The sequence below is a fragment of the Pseudomonas sp. Ag1 genome (assembly GCF_000278565.1).
In the GTDB taxonomy this organism is placed as follows: domain Bacteria; phylum Pseudomonadota; class Gammaproteobacteria; order Pseudomonadales; family Pseudomonadaceae; genus Aquipseudomonas.
In genome coordinates, this window is the sequence record NZ_AKVH01000111.1 from 159,905 (window position 1) to 177,080 (window position 17,176).

General features: G+C 50.8%; 15 protein-coding genes. 4 read left to right on the forward strand and 11 right to left on the reverse strand.

What is annotated here, in order from left to right; genetic code table 11:
• Nucleotides 1–456: 456 nt before the first annotated feature.
• From A462_RS03995 to A462_RS03985, 7 genes are all read right to left on the reverse strand, one after another.
• Nucleotides 457–1,080 carry a nucleotidyltransferase domain-containing protein gene (locus A462_RS03995; RefSeq protein WP_008438826.1) on the reverse strand — a complete coding sequence of 208 codons (624 nt, stop codon included), beginning with the start codon at nt 1,078–1,080 and terminating at the stop codon, nt 457–459.
• Between the two features lie 211 nt (nt 1,081–1,291).
• A complete protein-coding gene (locus A462_RS33900; protein ID WP_008438827.1) occupies nt 1,292–4,060 on the reverse strand; it encodes an insulinase family protein in 2,769 nt (922 codons plus the stop codon).
• A 75-nt stretch (nt 4,061–4,135) separates the two neighbouring features.
• Nucleotides 4,136–5,095 (reverse strand): Fic family protein, encoded by a 960-nt coding sequence (locus A462_RS33905; RefSeq protein WP_157222887.1) that lies wholly within the window; start codon nt 5,093–5,095, stop codon nt 4,136–4,138.
• A gap of 82 nt (nt 5,096–5,177) precedes the next feature.
• The gene (locus A462_RS34500; RefSeq protein WP_157222888.1) at nt 5,178–5,348 is read right to left on the reverse strand and encodes a hypothetical protein; all 171 of its coding nucleotides are present in this window, start codon (nt 5,346–5,348) and stop codon (nt 5,178–5,180) included.
• Between the two features lie 133 nt (nt 5,349–5,481).
• Nucleotides 5,482–6,069 carry an ATP-binding cassette domain-containing protein gene (locus tag A462_RS33910; protein ID WP_083853260.1) on the reverse strand — a complete coding sequence of 196 codons (588 nt, stop codon included), beginning with the start codon at nt 6,067–6,069 and terminating at the stop codon, nt 5,482–5,484.
• Nucleotides 6,070–6,072: 3 nt separating this feature from the next.
• Nucleotides 6,073–7,533 carry a cysteine peptidase family C39 domain-containing protein gene (locus A462_RS33915; protein WP_083853261.1) on the reverse strand — a complete coding sequence of 487 codons (1,461 nt, stop codon included), beginning with the start codon at nt 7,531–7,533 and terminating at the stop codon, nt 6,073–6,075.
• Complete coding sequence (locus A462_RS03985) at nt 7,523–8,803, reverse strand: HlyD family efflux transporter periplasmic adaptor subunit (protein WP_083853262.1); 1,281 nt, start codon at nt 8,801–8,803, stop codon at nt 7,523–7,525. The genes A462_RS33915 and A462_RS03985 overlap by 11 nt, the downstream gene beginning before the upstream one ends.
• Nucleotides 8,804–9,131: 328 nt before the next feature.
• Here A462_RS03985 and A462_RS34505 point away from each other — a divergent pair, with 328 nt between their 5' ends.
• Complete coding sequence (locus tag A462_RS34505; protein WP_157222889.1) at nt 9,132–9,479, forward strand: hypothetical protein; 348 nt, start codon at nt 9,132–9,134, stop codon at nt 9,477–9,479.
• A 623-nt stretch (nt 9,480–10,102) separates the two neighbouring features.
• On the opposite strand, the gene A462_RS03980 is transcribed toward A462_RS34505, so the two are convergent.
• Complete coding sequence (locus tag A462_RS03980; RefSeq protein WP_008438842.1) at nt 10,103–10,774, reverse strand: hypothetical protein; 672 nt, start codon at nt 10,772–10,774, stop codon at nt 10,103–10,105.
• 336 nt (nt 10,775–11,110) lie between these two features.
• On the opposite strand from A462_RS03980, the gene A462_RS03975 reads away from it, so the two are divergent.
• Entirely contained in the window at nt 11,111–12,448 is a 1,338-nt protein-coding gene (locus tag A462_RS03975; protein ID WP_008438844.1) for an MFS transporter, read from the forward strand.
• Nucleotides 12,449–12,647: 199 nt separating this feature from the next.
• Here the strand turns inward: A462_RS03975 and pdxR are convergent, their stop codons facing one another.
• Nucleotides 12,648–14,147 (reverse strand): MocR-like pyridoxine biosynthesis transcription factor PdxR, encoded by a 1,500-nt coding sequence (gene pdxR / locus A462_RS03970; RefSeq protein ID WP_008438849.1) that lies wholly within the window; start codon nt 14,145–14,147, stop codon nt 12,648–12,650.
• A gap of 77 nt (nt 14,148–14,224) precedes the next feature.
• On the opposite strand from pdxR, the gene A462_RS03965 reads away from it, so the two are divergent.
• Together A462_RS03965 and A462_RS03960 are read left to right on the forward strand one after the other, a co-directional pair.
• Nucleotides 14,225–15,898: a M24 family metallopeptidase gene (locus tag A462_RS03965; RefSeq protein WP_008438851.1), complete on the forward strand. Its 1,674-nt coding sequence runs from the start codon at nt 14,225–14,227 to the stop codon at nt 15,896–15,898.
• An 85-nt stretch (nt 15,899–15,983) separates the two neighbouring features.
• Complete coding sequence (locus tag A462_RS03960) at nt 15,984–16,202, forward strand: DUF4287 domain-containing protein (RefSeq protein WP_003214516.1); 219 nt, start codon at nt 15,984–15,986, stop codon at nt 16,200–16,202.
• A gap of 28 nt (nt 16,203–16,230) precedes the next feature.
• On the opposite strand, the gene A462_RS03955 is transcribed toward A462_RS03960, so the two are convergent.
• Nucleotides 16,231–16,734 carry a DUF2867 domain-containing protein gene (locus A462_RS03955; RefSeq protein ID WP_008438852.1) on the reverse strand — a complete coding sequence of 168 codons (504 nt, stop codon included), beginning with the start codon at nt 16,732–16,734 and terminating at the stop codon, nt 16,231–16,233.
• Nucleotides 16,735–16,754: 20 nt separating this feature from the next.
• Nucleotides 16,755–17,132 (reverse strand): VOC family protein, encoded by a 378-nt coding sequence (locus A462_RS03950; protein WP_008438853.1) that lies wholly within the window; start codon nt 17,130–17,132, stop codon nt 16,755–16,757.
• Nucleotides 17,133–17,176: the final 44 nt, after the last annotated feature.

The window sequence follows — 17,176 nt, forward strand, 5'->3', positions numbered from 1 at the left end:
ATGAGGTGCGGGATGGGGTGATGCGGGGTGAAGAGGTCATGGGCGATACCTTGAGATTGAGGTCGGTAGCGCGTGGAACCACTGCCGGGGGGGCCATGGTAGACCGGTATGGGAATTAAAGGGCTGGTTTCGGCCAGAAGCGGACGGTCGCGACTGGCCGAGATCAGCCCGTCACGAATGGCTGCTCTCGGCCCAGACTGAGCCAAAATTGAAGTTGGCGCTTCTATGCCAAATCTAAAATTTATCGGCTGGATGGCAGACCGAGATTTTGCGTAGAAACGCGATTTGCGGCTCTAATTTGGACACCCATCGCGCTGAAAAACGTTTTTACTGTTGGCGCTGATGCAACTTTGATTCAGGCTGCTGATTTTGACTACCCCATCTTCAGCAGCTGAAATCCCGCACAAGACCATCTTTTACTGAGTATTCGGGTGAGTCAATGCATTCTGGCATGAGTCAAAGTCGCTCTAGCGCTAACAGGGTTATCCAGTGATGCTCAGGATGAAGCTTCAGCAAATGCCGCCTCAGCCACGCAACCTCCTCATCAGGCAGCGTCGGCAAGATCTTGTGAAAATCCTCCTCATCCTTTGCCCGCGTACGCAGGGCTTTGAACAAAAGGATCGCCGCAGGCCTTAAATATGGAATGCTTTCACTGCTCAAACACAACATTTCTTTACGGGAAAACCGGATAGCCCCATCCCTTTTGTAAACCCATACTTCAGGACTTCCCGATTCAATCATCATGTCTAACCGCCAAGCTTGAGCAATTGGGTCGAAACACCACACCTGCTGAATGTCTTGACCTGGGATTTGACCCGAGGGAAGAAAAGTGAGTATCCCGTCCTTCGCGGTGTACATATCGAGATCGCCAAGCGCGTGCCGGAATTTTGGAAAATCGTCTCGCAACATGGTGAGCTCTATGTCTTCATGCTCCCTAGTCTTTTCGCCGAGCCATAGATCAAGTGCCCACCCGCCTACAACGCACCATGGAAGCGAGACGCTCTTCAGGCGAACCGCTAACTCGGCAGGAGTCCACGAATCCCATAGATTTTGATCCGGCGCCAAAGCTCTTTCCGTCATAATCTGATCTCCGGTTGCTCTGAACACTACGCTGTCTAAGACAGGTCTTCTCAACGCTCTGACACCTAGTAAGTAGATAAGAACCCAACCGGCCAACAACGGCCAAAAGCTGCCGTCGCATGCCTACGAAACCAGGTGTTCGGTCCACGAACTGCTGGGGGCAGATTGAATACGGCGTTTACATTTAAGGTCACGGGCACGATGTCATAGGCTATGGGTCGACTCCAACCGGCCGAGAGTTAGAGGCTCGGTTTGGATCTAGTGTTATCCATAGCTTCGGTCCGGAAATCAGGTTTTTCCAAGCTGAACGAATGTCAGTAACAGTTGCTTTATTAACAACTTCAAGAAGCTCTTGGCGCGTGCTAAAACTGTAGTCTAGTCGTGATATGTCCGCCCAGTAACCCTCAGTCATTTCCATTAACCCACCGTGATCAAGTTTCAATTTATTAGATGCCCCGCTTTTCAACTTGTTGAGCTGTGTGTCATCCAATTCACAAAACTCTCTATCTAGCGAAGCAAGGAATTCCAAAACTTTAGACTGGATATCGCCACTTCCATAATTGCTAGACTGTATTGATAATATTAAGGCTGGTTTACGCCAGTCACTGCTCGGATATGCAGAAACCGCATAACCTATTTGCTGCTGGGTTCTTATCTTTTGAAAAAAACGGCTAGCAACAAATTGACTGATCAGCATTGAATGGGCCTGCGCGCTGAGCGTACTGCTCGAAAAAGGCACATATGTAATAAGTACGCTATCGTGAGATGATGAACGGACACGAATGGGCGGTAAATTTTCGTCTAAAGTGCGAGGGCCGGAGTAAACAAAATAGCGGGTCCGTGCTGTGGTTTTCAAAACCTCATGAATCATAGACCCTGTTTTCCGGGCGGTATCCAAGGATAAATTGCCTACAACTAGGGCATCTGAATGTATATCTTCTAGCCATCTATCACGCCAGCGATTAAAACTGTCTATCGAGGCTTTATTGAGTTCAGAAAGGCTTTCATTAGATGGCCAGTTTTCGGGGTATATTGCAATTCGCAGAGCATCATTTGCAGCAGCTAAAGGCATCTTACTCTCTTGAGACCTCCAATACCGCTCCATACGAGCCACGACAGTATTGAACTCATGACGATTTATTGGCTCATTCATTAACGTCCGCAACACCTCCTGCAGGAGCAGATCCTGGTGCTGACGCAAACCATGTAGGCCCACCTCGATACCCTGCTCAGCTATTTTTATTTCACCGAACAAACCTGCGTAAGATGCCTGTTGAAGAACATTTTGCATACGGTAATTCAGCCAAGTTATAAGCAATGCAAGATTTACATGGTCCTCCAGGCCCACTTCAGAATTACTTTTTATAGAAATTCTCCATGCAGTCATCGGCATATTGAACTCTTTTTCGGGGCGATACCAAACTCGGGTTCCAGATTTATTAAAAATTGACAGCGGTTCAGATTCGTTAACGTCAACCAGATTCAAATCATCCACAAGGAACGGATTTTTTTTAGGAAGAGAAAATGTGTAGATTTGAGTATGACTAGGCAACGTGGTGTCTTGTTGGATACTGTAAGGTACATCTAGCCATTTAGAGACGTGATCGGTCGGAGCGGCCTGCGACTCCCATACCAACAGAGTATTGCTAGAGGCCATATCCGACAACAAAGAATCAATCCTTTGGGGGGCGATACCATTCATTCGAAACGGCCCATACAACCAGTCCTCAGGTTCATAGCGGCGCATATTGCTTACTAATGACCTAGCCATAGCCAAGGGGGGCTTTTTCTCTTTATACAAAAAACGTTGCTTGCTCAAAGCAGCGAGCTCATCATATCTCCAACGATCTAAACCAGCCGTTCGAACTAACTCAATGGAGTCATAGATAGCCTCTTTGATAGCGCTAATTTCTGGAGGAGCACCGGCAGCCATCTCGATATGGACACCTATTATAGATTGATTTTTGCGCCACTCCATCACGTTAACACTAACCTGTTTCGCCAACCCATGTCTCTGTAGCTGAGATTGCAAGCCCCCCTCGTTTTTTGCATTGAGCAATGAGAGTATAAAGTTAAGCGGCTTGCTGAACTCATCTCCGGCCTCATTTCGAACAGTAAGAATTAACGTTAGCTTGTTCCGTGAATCTTTTGGCTGCACATGTACGATTAGCGGCTCGGCATTTTTTTTCCACAAGTCGATATGATCGGGTGTGGGCAAATTTAAGCCACTATTGAAGCTCAGAAAATTATGCTCGACTAAATGCTGAAGCTCATCTAGAGACTGGGGCCCGCTTACAACTAATTTTATCCTTTCCGAAGAATAGTAGAGCTTGTGAAACCTTGCGACTTCACTTGCGATTTTCTCGGAATCACCACCTAACGTTTTTAAGTTCCCGATTCGAAAGCGCGCCCAAGAATGACGCGGACTAACGGCATTGCCAACTGCTTCCAGAAAACGAAATTTTTCATTGTCTGAGAGCATCCGATATTCTGCATCAATAGCCTTTCGTTCAGACTCAACGTATGTTCTATCAAATAATGGCTCACTCAGAGCAGCAGCCAGATGGGCCATTGCTACGGGTAGCGCTGGTGCTGGAACATGAAAATAATAATCTGTATATTGCCTATTGGTTTTAGCGTTAAAAGTGCCTCCAACAAGGCCCATTAATTTGGAGATTCCATTAGGATCAGGGTAGCGCCTACTGCCTAAAAAGACCATATGCTCGGTAAGGTGCGCCAATCCTGGTAGAGACTCAGGGTCCTGATCGCTACCTGCATTTACTGTTATCGCAATAGCTGACTTAGTTGCAGCATGATCATTCACAAGTAAAGCGATAATGTTATTCTGTAACCGTATCGACCGGTAGTTATTTCTGTCACTCGGCGACTTTATAGGTTCCGGTAATATCTCACCTTTCGCGCCTGCACAAAGACATACTAAAAAAATGGAGAGCAGATAAGTGTGCGCCCTAAAATTCATGTAAAATCCGCCAGTTAAAATCCAGATATTTATCACCACTGAAAAACAATAGCAGGCCATTATTTGAGCGATAGATCACACATGTTGCTCTAGCTCAGAATTTTTTTCACCCAAGCAGATAACTGCACTAAAATATTCAACAATTTCAACCCAGCTTCCGAACATTACAGCTTTCCGAAGTCGGATCTCATATCCTCCTCGGGAAAAAAAGTTAATTTCTGCTAACGGGATGTATGCATCCCCTTTTAAACCACAAATATAGTTAAATAAAATCCTTGAGATTCTTCCATTACAATCGATAAATGGATGGCATGCGACAAAAGAGATCGATACCATGATAGCTAATAGCAACCGCGACCCCCTCCAATTATCAATGCACTTTTGTATTGATTTCAGAGTGCTTGGTATACTTTCAGGCGAAGGGTATTTAATTCGAACATGATGACTATCTGAATTAGTATAAACGTCCACAGCGCGAATTTCAGAAGCAGCACCAGATAGTTCTGAGGCTATGGCTAGAATAGTATCTATTAATTGTAAAGAGCAGTTTTTATTAAGGTAATCAGAACTTAAGTGGGGCAAGACAGTTAGGATTTTCTTTTCCTCGACAGCCCGCATCGATGGGTACTCTGTATGATTTCTATCAGCATAATATTTGCTCAGATAGTGCTCAAAGCTATAGTCTTGGCAGACTGCTACTGATTTTGCGACTTCAAGCGAATCGGGCCATTTTGCGGATCTAGCTAAAGGTAGGACTTCCGCTGCATGTAGTAACAAAGGCAAACTGCCCAACGCGTCCCAATTAACTGAGTTGGGGTCCAAAGGTTTCCATGCAATGGTATTTAAAGTACGAATAATCACTTTTTTGCATGCTCCACTGGAAAGATAAAACAGATATGTTCTACCTCCGTTTTTGACTTGGCCTTGAGAAACACTATTACAATAATTGTTCGTTTGGAAAGTTGAGTTGCTACTTATCCACTCCTTATCGTCTACTGCAATGCAAGACAGAAAACTAATAATATCTAAATCCACAGACCAATAGCTTAGGAGCCATCTAGAATAAGACAATCTCTGAACCGATGCATGGCTCACTGCAGTGAGCCATGCATTTGAGTCAAAAGCTAACGGTGTCCCCCGGGGACACGTCCCCAGGATCGTGCGCCATGCCGTCATCTGGATGTTCACCTGGATCGTGAGATATATCATCCCCCCAATTTTCATCCGCTCCGTTGGTATCATCACCCCCAGATACCAAAATGAGTTCTTCTGCTGTCAATTCACGCATCTTTATATCCTCACGTAATATATAAATTAAAATTGATATTCCATCTGAGTATATTTGGTTTTTACCTCCTCGCCGTATATTGATGAATTAAGTATCTATAGATTGAAGGCCACAATAGAAATTGCCCACCAGGTTAAAGTCTATTTAGGGCATCTAGATCGATCACGCGACTGAAATTATCTTCTAGGTCATCATGAGAGATAACTATTACAGTTTTATCAAGGTTTAATATGTGTTTCAGCATGTTTTTTTTACTATCTAAATCCAAATTGCTAGTTGCCTCGTCAAGCATTAGCACAGGCGCGTCTTCGGCCAGTGCTCTTGCTAATAATGTTCTTTGTTTTTGCCCCGCAGATAAAATATTAGCGGCCCCCGAAAGAAGAGTGTTATAACCCATAGGCATTGTAATAATATCATCATGAATACACGCCGCTTCTGCTGCACTAAATACATTGTCAAAGCTTATGTTCGAACGTGAATATATTATATTGTCCAGTATAGTGCCCGATACGATCTGATCGTCTTGCATCATGATGGAAAAATGAGATCGAAATGAATCGGGACCTGTTTCTTCGAGCAGGAAACCGCTTAACATTTGTTTCCCGGAATTTGCCTTTAAATTTCCGCTTAATAAAGAGATTAGTGTGCTTTTGCCTCCCCCCGACTTTCCTCGAAGTAAGATTTTTTCACCGTACCTTATCGAGATATCGCAATTGTACATAATCTATTTCGTTGAAGGTGAATGCCTAAAGCAAACATCTTTCAATGCGATATCGGGTTTCTCAAGCCTGATGCGCCTTCTAAATTGAGTCACTTCAGCTGGGTAACTATATAAATCTTCAAGATTGTCCAGATGATACTGATTTTCGTGCTTGTGGATGAAGTAGTTAGAAATGGAACTCAGATTAACGAAGAACCTTGAGCTAATAAGCAAATATGCAAAAATCCCACCGATGCTTAGGGAGCCATTGGATATTTGGCCTGCAGCTATCACAACGACGAAAATCCTATGCAGATTCAATAACAAATTTAGCAACCCTACGCTTTTTAGTGTGATGCTTTGGGCGGTTGCATCATAATAGTTATAACTAGAATAATTCGCGAAGAACCTTTCTTTGCTTTCTTCCTGAACCCTGGCAGACTGTATCTGCTTTATATTCCGTATCGTGTCTAGGACTATATTATCTGAGCGAGTTTTCATCTTGCTCTTCTGCCGCAACGCATGTCGTTGGTTTTTCGAGATAAATACTACACTCACCCCATACACAATCCTGAATGCAGCTGTGCACAGCGCTAAGTGGATTGAGATAATTGATGATACTATCAGAGCTGCGACAATCAGCCATGCAGCTACAAGTGCCGTACTACGATATTTGTGTTCAAAACTTACAATAGCTAGAAGGGACGTGAACTTCGAAATTATGTTGTTCGATGTCCTCGTTGAAAAAAACGAAACGGGCAAGCTAACGGCTTTCTGAAACGTTTCATATCCTAAAGAGTCTGCTAATGACCTTGCCGTGTTGACAGTGTTTTTTAGATGGATTGTTTGGAGCAGATATTGAATACAGCATAATGCACCAAATAACATCGCAATAACGAACATAAGGTTTTGGTCATTGCTCTCCATTACCTGATCCACTGCTAGCTGAATATAAAAAGGTGATGCTAGCGTAAGGAGCTCTATTACTATGGGTAACACGTAAATCAGCAACGATTTATCACGTTTGAGCCCGGGCTGAAATATGCCTACCTTACGGGCTGAGCCTGAAGCCAACTTACAATCTGCTGTGTAAAAAAGCTCAGTAGCTATACCAGTAAAACTTGCTGAAAACTCACTTCTGTTAAACCGATAAACGCCCTCGGCAGGATCATAAATTGTGAATCTATTTTTACTTGCCTTTGTAAGCACAACAAAATGATTCATGCGCCAGTGAAGAATGCATGGCAACTCTAACGTACGAACTTGTTCCAACTCAAGCCTTAGATGTCGGTACCTGAAACCAATCTTAGATAACAAATCTGACAAGTTCTTTAAATTTATTCCGCGTCCCCCTGTTGCAAAGTCAGCACGCAGGGAGTTAAGTGAAATGTCTACTCCATAGTGCTCGCAGATCATTGCTACACATGCCAATCCGCATTCAGATTGTTCTTGCTGGCGTATGAGCTGAAAATTTTTAATATTCATTTAGTTTTCCTTGCCCCGCCTGTACTACAGAATTTATCAATGGATCAAATATCCATCTGATAAGAGAGTGCTCTTCAAGCATTACTGAGGCTCGACCGGTAAGTCCGTCTTTTTGGTAGTCTATCTCCAGATTCGAGTTGCTAGATTCAATTATCTTTATAGTCGCTAAATAACCGGGCTCTTCGGCTTGCAAACCTAGCGTACGCAATACGTCTTTCGTGCTGGTTACTGTATTATCAATTTGTATTATTTCCGCCTGAGCTGTTCCGAATTTTGTAAACGGGTAAGCATCATATCGCAGAGTGACTTTCTGTCCGAGATTAGCTAATGCAGCTGCTTGCTTAGGTATTAAAATACGTGCAGTCGGTTCTCCTTTTTCTGCTTCAACCACAATAAGGCTGTCCGATTTCCTGATGCTACTTCCCTTTGAAGCACTCACTGCCGCGACGACGCCATCAAAATCGGCGACAATATATGATAAGATTTGGCTTTCAATATCAATCAGCTCTCGTTCAATCTCTATAGCCTCAGATCTATTGTGGTTGATCTGAATTTCTAGTTCATTTTTATATTGCTTTGCCAGGTTGGGAGCTTCAGAGAGAAACTGCTGCTCCTTTATCAAGTTTTGTTTTGCATAATAAGATAAATTGTCGATATTCAAGACTTTATCTTTAAGATCCTGAATATAACTTTCGGCTACAGCGCCCTCAGCCAGCAAATGATTACCTACCACAATTTTTGATTCTAGAATTTTCCGCGCACTGACTAAGCCATGCACTCGGGCCTCCAACTCAGCGGCCCGTAATTCCGAAAATTTAGATTGGAGCCCTAGCTTTTCTATACTAATTTGATAGTTCTGGGAGTTTTTTACAGACAATTCATTTAGCTGTATAAGATTTTGACTAAGAAGATTTCTTTTTTGAAGATTGGTAGAACCGCTCCGTCCGAATTGCTCTCGTGTGTAGGCTATTAGTTTTTGCCCTCGATGAACGAAGTCTCCCTGCTCCACAAATATCTCAGATATCACACCTTCTGATGTAGCCTCAACACGCTGCTTTCCAGACAGTGCTATTGTGATAAAATTTACGTCTACTCTTCTAGTATAGGGTTGCAACAAAATAAAAAAAACACATAGCATTAAAGCTATCGAAGCTGCCCATGGCTTAATACTGCCAATCCTTTCGGATCTTGCTGCGACGCTCGTATTTTCTAATTTGTTGGGTAGAGATTCTTTTCTAAATAACTTCGCTTGATCTTCCATAATCGACATAGCGGTTCCAAATACCAAGATCCCTAAATGACTAACTATCTTAATGGCAGCTTGCTGCGGATTCCTATCGCACTCTTCAACCTTACTGTTGGATATGTTGCAGTATTATGTCCACATGCTTGCGATTGCATTACAATTGAAGATTTTTTGTATCTATGGCCAGGCCAGCATTGTGATTTATTTGATTTTTATGCGTCGAATGTTTTTTATAGCGGCTTAAGGGTAACGTTCATGAATTCGAGTTGCAGTGTTGTATGCAGATAGGATACCTTGGCTCCCTGGAAGCTCTATTAGTTTTTTGGTGAAGATACAATAAATAGGTGGGGTCATGATTAAGCTTTTAATTGTCACTGTGCTTTTGGGAACAAGCACATTGTTTTCTCTGTACGCTAGCGCATTGTCTCCTGAGAGACAGGCCGCTATCGATGCATGCAGAGCGGAAACAAAGTTAATTCATGTTCGTATACAGTCTGCACCACGAGCATTTTCAAAGCCTGAGGAGACAATCGCTGTTTTGATTCAGGGCGAAAAGCCTCCTCCATCAATGAAGCATCTCGATGGTGCGGAGCTCTGTTTTTATTCGGTACGAAAAAAGTACGTGCAGCTTATTGAATGGGATGCCTTAGGACGAACTAAAAGGCTGCGCAGTCCGATAGAGCCTAAGCAAGATTTATAGTTTTCTTGTTTTTTATCCAATACGTTATTATTGCAAAGTTACTATGTTGATACTCGCGTACCCAGACTATCCAAAGCACACAACACTTTTTGACTGGTTGAAAAGCATCCCCGCTGGTGGCGATAAAACCACACGACTCGCGCGAATTTTCTCTGCGATTCGTACTGAGGCAATCTTGAGCAATGGATTGATGATGCTGATTTACGGACCAAGAGCGTGGGGATTTTCGATGAACCGGATCCCAAGAAGCTCGACTTACTACTCCGCTCCCTGGGACGAGGCTTTGCTGGGGGCTACTTGAACGCTATTCAGCAAAAGCGGATTGAGCATTTTCTTCAAGAGGAAGCGTTAGCCTTCAGCAGTTGGTTTCGGCCTGTGAGTCCAAATGCTCCACAGACGAGACCGATGCTACCTGATCCTGATGATTCTATTGCTCTCAATCAAGCCCCAGATCCTTATGATGACGATGATCGACCCACGTCCCGGGGCGCCTATCCCAGAGTCTAGATTGAAGCCTAAATCGTCCCTGGCCTCTTAGGCACCTGGAATGGCGGCTTAGGGTCGGAAGCGGTCGGTCATGAGCGGCCGCTTCTGGCCGATTCTGTTGAAAAAGCCGTACTCGCTTAGCCAAGGTGACCGCCTGCATCAATGAATAGCTTGCGGAGTTTTTTTCGAGCCGCCTCTGAAAGACGCTGTGAATAGCGTTGAAACTCTTCTTCGGCTGTATCGGGCTTGCCGTTCATGGCCAATACAAACGCGTATGCAAGAGGATGTTGTATGTAGTTGTAGAAACCCAGGCCACCCGTCGACAAATGCTGCTTGACCCGCTCGAAAGCACCAGGCAGGGCGGCTATCGAACGAGCCTCGTCCCAAAACGATTCAGCTTTTGGAATGGCAGCCCGGAGGATATTGGGTGCGCTGGTTGCTATGGCATCAGGTCCGTAGCTGCATGAGATATCAAACGCTCGATCGCGCACATCGAAAGTCAGATCAGGTCGTGCTGATTTTGACGTCCTGTGCCATTTGATTTCATTGCCGGAAAGATGGGGAACGAAGTCCAGTGACAGAGCCCATGACGGCGCTAGCGCGCCGCCTTTCCACTGCTCAAGGCGAAAGAGTTGGCGAATGGGAGCATCGACGCTACGAAGCCAGGACAGCGGGCCCTGAACTTCGAATCCTAACGGCTGTAAAAGTGACTCTACGGTTGGCGAAACAATTTCGTGGATCTGATCTATTCGCACTATCTCGAACGTTTTTCCCTGCATCGGCGGCCCCATGCTCAAAAGTAATCCCATTTCGACAACTTCGGTCGTTGGTTCGACCTCAGATAATTGATGGAGTCTTCTTCATCCTCATTCGGGAATCAAGGCACACGAAACTTCTCTCGGCGAACTGTCTTTTACATCTGGCAGATAGTGAAAACGTGGTCTGACCCCTTTTCCGTTGTGGTCCTTGCGTAGAAATCACCCACCCCCTCCCTGGATAGCTCCCCGCCTTACCTGGCTCAAATCCTGCCTGCATCACTCCCACCAAGTCGCTACTAACTACGCGGACGACTCTTTTGAGCCCCGCCGCCCAATCCCCGCCCCCGATAATCAAGCATCCCCTTACCACCGCCGAGGCCTTCCCCCATGACGAGCCCATCCACCGACCAGGTCAGCCCCCAAACCCTGCGCAGAGTGATCATCGCCGCCGGCATCGGTAACTTCGTGGAGTGGTTCGACTTCGCCGTCTACGGCTTTCTCGCCACCACCATCGCCCAGCAATTCTTCCCCAGCGGTGACGCCAGCGCGGCGTTGCTCAAGACCTTTGCGGTGTTCGCGGTGGCCTTCGCCTTCCGGCCCCTGGGCGGGATTTTCTTTGGCATGCTCGGCGACCGGATCGGGCGCAAACGCACGCTGGCCATGACGATTTTGCTGATGGCCGGCGCCACCACGCTGATCGGCCTGCTGCCCACCTATGCCGCCATCGGCGTGGCGGCGCCGATTCTGTTGTCGTTGATTCGCTGCGCCCAGGGCTTTTCCGCCGGGGGCGAATACGCCGGGGCCTGTGCCTATCTGATGGAGCATGCGCCCAGTGACAAGCGCGCCTGGTATGGCAGTTTTGTGCCGGTGTCGACGTTTTCTGCGTTCGCTGCGGCGGCCGTGGTGGCGTACGCACTGGAGGCTTCGCTGTCCGCCGAGGCGATGGGCAGCTGGGGCTGGCGCTTGCCGTTCCTGATCGCGGCGCCGCTGGGGCTGGTGGGGCTTTACCTGCGCTGGAAGCTGGATGAGACGCCGGCCTTCCAGGCGGTGAAGCAGGAGCACGCGGTCGCGCACTCTCCCCTCAGGGAAACCTTGCGCAACCATGGTGCGGCGATCTGTTGCCTGGGCGCTTTTGTGTCGCTTACGGCGTTGTCGTTCTATATGTTCACCACCTACTTCGCGACGTATCTGCAGGTGGCGGGTGGCTTGAGTCGGGCGGTGGCGTTGCTGGTGTCGCTGATTGCGCTGATTTTCGCGGCGGCGATCTGCCCGCTGGCGGGGTTGTATTCGGATCGGGTGGGGCGTCGGGTCACGGTGATGACGGCGTGTGTGTTGTTGATTGTGGTGGTGTACCCGTCGTTCCTGATGGCCAGTTCCGGGTCGTTCGCGGCGTCGGTGGTGGGGGTGATGTTGCTGGCGGTGGGCGCGGTGTTGTGTGGAGTGGTGACGGCGGCGTTGTTGTCGGAGACCTTTCCGACACGCACTCGGTATACGGCTTCGGCGATTACCTACAACATGGCGTACACGATCTTTGGCGGTACGGCGCCGTTGGTGGCGACGTGGTTGATCAGTACCACGGGCAGCAACCTGTCGCCGGCGTTTTATCTGATTGCGGTGGCGGTGCTGGCGTTGGCGGGCGGGTTGGCGTTGCCGGAGACGTCGCGGATTTCGCTGCATGAGGTGGGCGTGGAGGAAAAAGGCGCAGCGCCGGTGTTGTCGCGCTAGGTTCGGCTGGTGTGAACGCAATGCCCAATCCAACAAAGATCAACTGTGGGAACGGGCTTGCTCGCGAATGCGGTCTGTCAGTGAAAAATGTGCTGACTGGCCCACCGCATTCGCGAGCAAGCCCGCTCCCACATTGGTTTTTCTTTGCTTGTTAGATCTCCACTTCCGGACTGAACAGTGTGGGCGTCAGCCGGCGTAACTATTTAGCCACTTCCCCAATCGCCCGCGCCGCCTGAGCCAAACGCTGCGTAGCGACGCGGATTTCCTCCGAATTGAGCGAGGCGAAGCCCAGGCGCAAGGCATTTTCAGGATGATCAAACGGTGAAAACAGGCGACCGCTGCGCACCACCAGGTCCAGCTCCAGTGCTTTTTCGGCCAGTCGGTCGACGTCGATTGAGTCGGCGAACTTTACCCACAGCGCCAGCCCGCCTTCGGGTTCCTGCACAGAGATCTGCTCGCCAAAAGCTTCCAGCAAACAACTGAGCAGGGTCTCCCGGCGCCGACGGTATTCCCTGGAAACCCGCCGCAGGTGCTTCTTCAATTCGCCATCGTTGATCAGGTCCGCGAGCATCCGCTGCATCACGGCATCGCCCTGGCCCAGGCTCACCGCCGCCGTACGTTCGAGCACTTCGATGAGGTTCGACGGGGCAACGATATAACTGCAACGGAAGGTGCTGCCCAGGGACTTGGACAGCGAGCCGATGTAGATCACATGACGCTGCGCGCTGTCACTGGCCAGAGGCAAATAGGGCCGTCCGGCAAAGTGATACTCGTGGTCGTAGTCTTCCTCGATGATGCAGAAGTCATGCAGCCGGGCCAGTTCCAGGAGCTGCTGGCGACGTCCGGCACGCAGGCTGACGGTGGTAGGAAACTGGTGATGGGGGGTGACGTACATCATCCGTACGTCATGCAGGCGGCACAGCTCGGCGAGCTGGTCGACCCGGCAACCTTCGTCGTCGAGGTCCACGGTGACCAGTTGCGCACCCAACTGGCGGAAAATCTCCCAGGCCGGTGGGTAACTCAGGCGTTCGACCACCACCACATCACCGGGTTTGAGCAGCGCGCTGGCGGTCAGGTACAGCGACATCTGCACGCCTTGGGTCAGGCAAATCTGCGGCGCGCCGACCGTCAGGCCGCGATTGTGGCGCAACATTTCGGCCAGGGCGTTGCGCAGGTACTGGCCGCTGCCTTCGCTGCCATGGCGCACGGTGTTGGTGGTAAAGCTGTTGCGCAAGGCATTGCGGTAATAGCGGTGCAGCACGGCTTGCGGCAGCAAGCGATGGTCACAGGCGCCATTGTCGAAAAACAGCGCGCCGGGCCGGTGTTGCAGGGCTGTCACCTGTTCGCCTGGGGTGAAATAGGCCGCCGCAGGCACCTCCCGCAATGCCGGGGCAAACGACTTCGGTGCGCGGGTGGCCGGCACCGCGCCTGTCGCCAGCTGCGAACTGACGAAGGTACCGCGACGTTGAAGGCTGACCAGCCAGCCCTTGGTCACCGCCTCCTCGTAGGCAAGGATCACCGTCTTGCGGTTGACGTCCAGAAGTTGCGCCATCTCCCGCGTGCCGGGCAACAGCGCTCCGGGGCGCAGGCGGCCCTCGACAATCGCGCTCACCAGGCCCTCGACGATCTTTCTGTAGGACGCCTGCGGCTGCTCCCCATCGAGTTTGAGCAGCGGGCGCCATTTGCGAAGCTGGACCATATGAATTATCCAAAACTGGAGGTTCTCCTGGTCCTAGTCTACCGCAACAATCGAGCCTCAATTGCCCCGAGGTGTTTATGCAAAACCGCCATGTCGTTGAATTGTTGCCCTCGGGCAAATCCTTCGAAGCTGCCGATCAATTGCTGCTCGACGCCATGCTGGCCAGCGGTCTCGCCGTACCCTTTTCCTGCCGGCGCGGCGCCTGCGGGTCGTGCAAGGTCAAGGTGGTGTCGGGCCAGCACCGGGAAAAGCTGCGCACACCCGACACCCCTGCCCCTTCTTATCCGCTCGCGGCTGACGAGATGTTGCTGTGCCAGAGCCATGCCTGCAGCGACATGCGCCTGGAAATCCCCGGCTGGTCACTGGACACGCCCGCGCTGGAAGCCAGCGCACAGGTGATCAGCAAACGCGCGTTGAGCGCCGACATCGTCGAGCTGGTGTTGCTGACTGCCCAGCCACTCGAAGTCCGGGCCGGCCAGTACCTCAGGTTTCGCCTCGACGATGGCGACAGCCGCTGTTTCTCCGTGGCCAATCTGCCCGCGCAGGATCAAGGCCGGTTGGTATTTCATATTCGCCAGGTCAGCGGCGGCCTGTTTTCCGAACGCATCCTGCCGACCCTGCAAGTGGGCGATGCCGTGAAACTCGAAGGCCCCGTGGGCGCCTGCACCTGGCAACACGACGATGGGCGCCCTGTTGTGCTGTTCGCTACCGGGACCGGTTATGCCGGTATCAAGCCCTTGTTGCTGACGGCCCTGGCCCGCCAGGCCGAGGTCACCCTGTATTGGGGTAACTCGGCACCGGCGGACTTCTACGACGTCGAGTTTCTCGAACGGGCCAGCCAGGCCCATCCACGCTTTCTCTGGCATCGGGTTTTGTCGGCAAACGCCCGCGTACAGCAGGTCGCGTTGACACAGCCCCATGACTGGGCCGAGAGCCAAATCTACGCCTGCGGCAATAGCACGATGATCAACCAGGCCCGCGAAGCCTGCCTGGCGGCAGGTGCGCAGGCGCATCGTTTTGTCGCCGAAGCCTTCGTCCCCAGCGGTGCATTGACGCCAGCGGAGTCGCTCAACACGCGGCACCCGGTGCTGGAAAAAGTCGGCCCGCGCTACTCGCTGGACGGCATGCTCGCGGCCCGCGAGCAAACGGTCAGGGCCCTGGCCGCCATCGCCGATCAATTGAAAGTCGGCATGACCACGGCGCAAGCCCTCGCAATGGCCAGTGAGACATTGCAGGCCATGGGCGCGTCTCACACCTGGCATCCCACCTATATCCGCTTTGGCGAAGACACCGTCCGCACACCCCGCCAAGGCATCGACCTGCTGCGCAAGCTGCGGCCCACCGATATCGCCGTGGTGGACCTTGGCCCGGTGTGGGATGGCTATGAAGGCGACTATGGCGACACCTTCGTATTCGGCGAGCACCCATTGCATGACGCTTGCACGAAGGCCCTGCATGAAGTGTTCGACGAGACCCGCGATGCCTGGCACCGCGGGCTGACCGGGCGCGAGCTGTACGACTTCGCTGAGGGTAGCGCCCTCTCCAAGGGCTGGCGCCTTGAGCGCAACCTGGCCGGACACCGCATCGCCGACTTCCCGCATGCCCTGTTCGGGCAGGACAAGCTGGCTGAAGTCGAGATCGTACCGAGCGAGATGGTCTGGGTGCTGGAGATACAGATCTGCCATCCCACACAACCGGTCGGGGCGTTCTTCGAGGATATTCTGATTGGCGAGGCCAACGGGGGCGTGTAGGGACGGGCCGTACGGTGGACCCGGTGAGTCCAGAGCGGTAACGTTATCCGGGCATTATCACCTCAGCAAAAAGGGAGTTTGCATCATGACCGACGACACAAAAACAAAAGGGCCAGCGTCGTACTTCCCCTCCATCGAAAAAAACTATGGGCAACCCATTAGCCACTGGCTGGATCTGCTCAAGGCCGCCAGTTCCAGGAAGCATATGGAGCTTGTGGCCTTGCTCAAGACTGAACACGGCATGGGCCATGGTCACGCCAATGCGTTGGTTGCGTACTTCTTGGCGGCTGAAAAAGGCAATTGATCCACCTCCCGGCGGGCGGTGAACGTGCCTACCCGCCGGGCGTTGCGGCTGTCTCTTGCAGCGTTCGTTCAAGTCGTCGCAGGTGAGCATTCACGATGAGTTTGTGCGCTGGCCCCACTGACAGCATGTAGAGGCGCCCATAGGTGTTATGGGTGACAACCGACGAGGTGATCGTGAGTACACGGTCAGCGATTGAAAGGCAGATCATCACATCCAGGTGCCGGTCACGTTCGGTCAGCACCAGCATGTCGGGCGCGCTGCGTTCCACCAGGAAGAAGTCCAGCCGGTCGCCGACCTGCACAGCCTCGCGCAAGGTGCCGGAGAACCCACCGATGCGCTTCACACCAAACAACGAGGAAATGGCATCCCTGATTCGGAAAGCCACCTGCATCAACGGCCCCGGTTCGCCGGTCATGATGTTCCAGGCATCCAGCGCGGTGATTTCAGTAGGCAGCGGGGCTGACCGGGTGTCGTAGTAATCAAGCTCTGACGGTGCACGCAGCGTGTGAACAACATCGGTAGTCGTCAACATTATCTTCCCTGACTGCTCGGTTAGAGCGGCTGACCTACATCAATACGATTCCCGTCCGGGTCTTCGAACACAAACGCCCGCAACCCGTAATCCTGATCCTTGAGACGCTTGATGATCCTCGCCCCATGCTGCACGCAAGCGGCGTGCAGCCTGTCGACATCGTCCACCATCAGGTGGGCAATCGTGAACGCGGCGGCTGGGTGGTTGGGTTGCAAGGTCAAATGCAGCTCGCCCTGGTCGCGCTGCAGAATCATGAAGCCGATCGGGTTTCCATTTTCGAAGGCTTTCGTAAACCCCAGCACCCTGGTGTAAAAATCATGGGCCCTGCCCATGTCCTTTACGGGAAGCGTTACTGCAATTCGTCCGAAACGGACGCCATGATCAACGACTGCGCTCATCGCAGAACCTCAACGTGCAAGCACCATGACACCTGCCAGGCGGT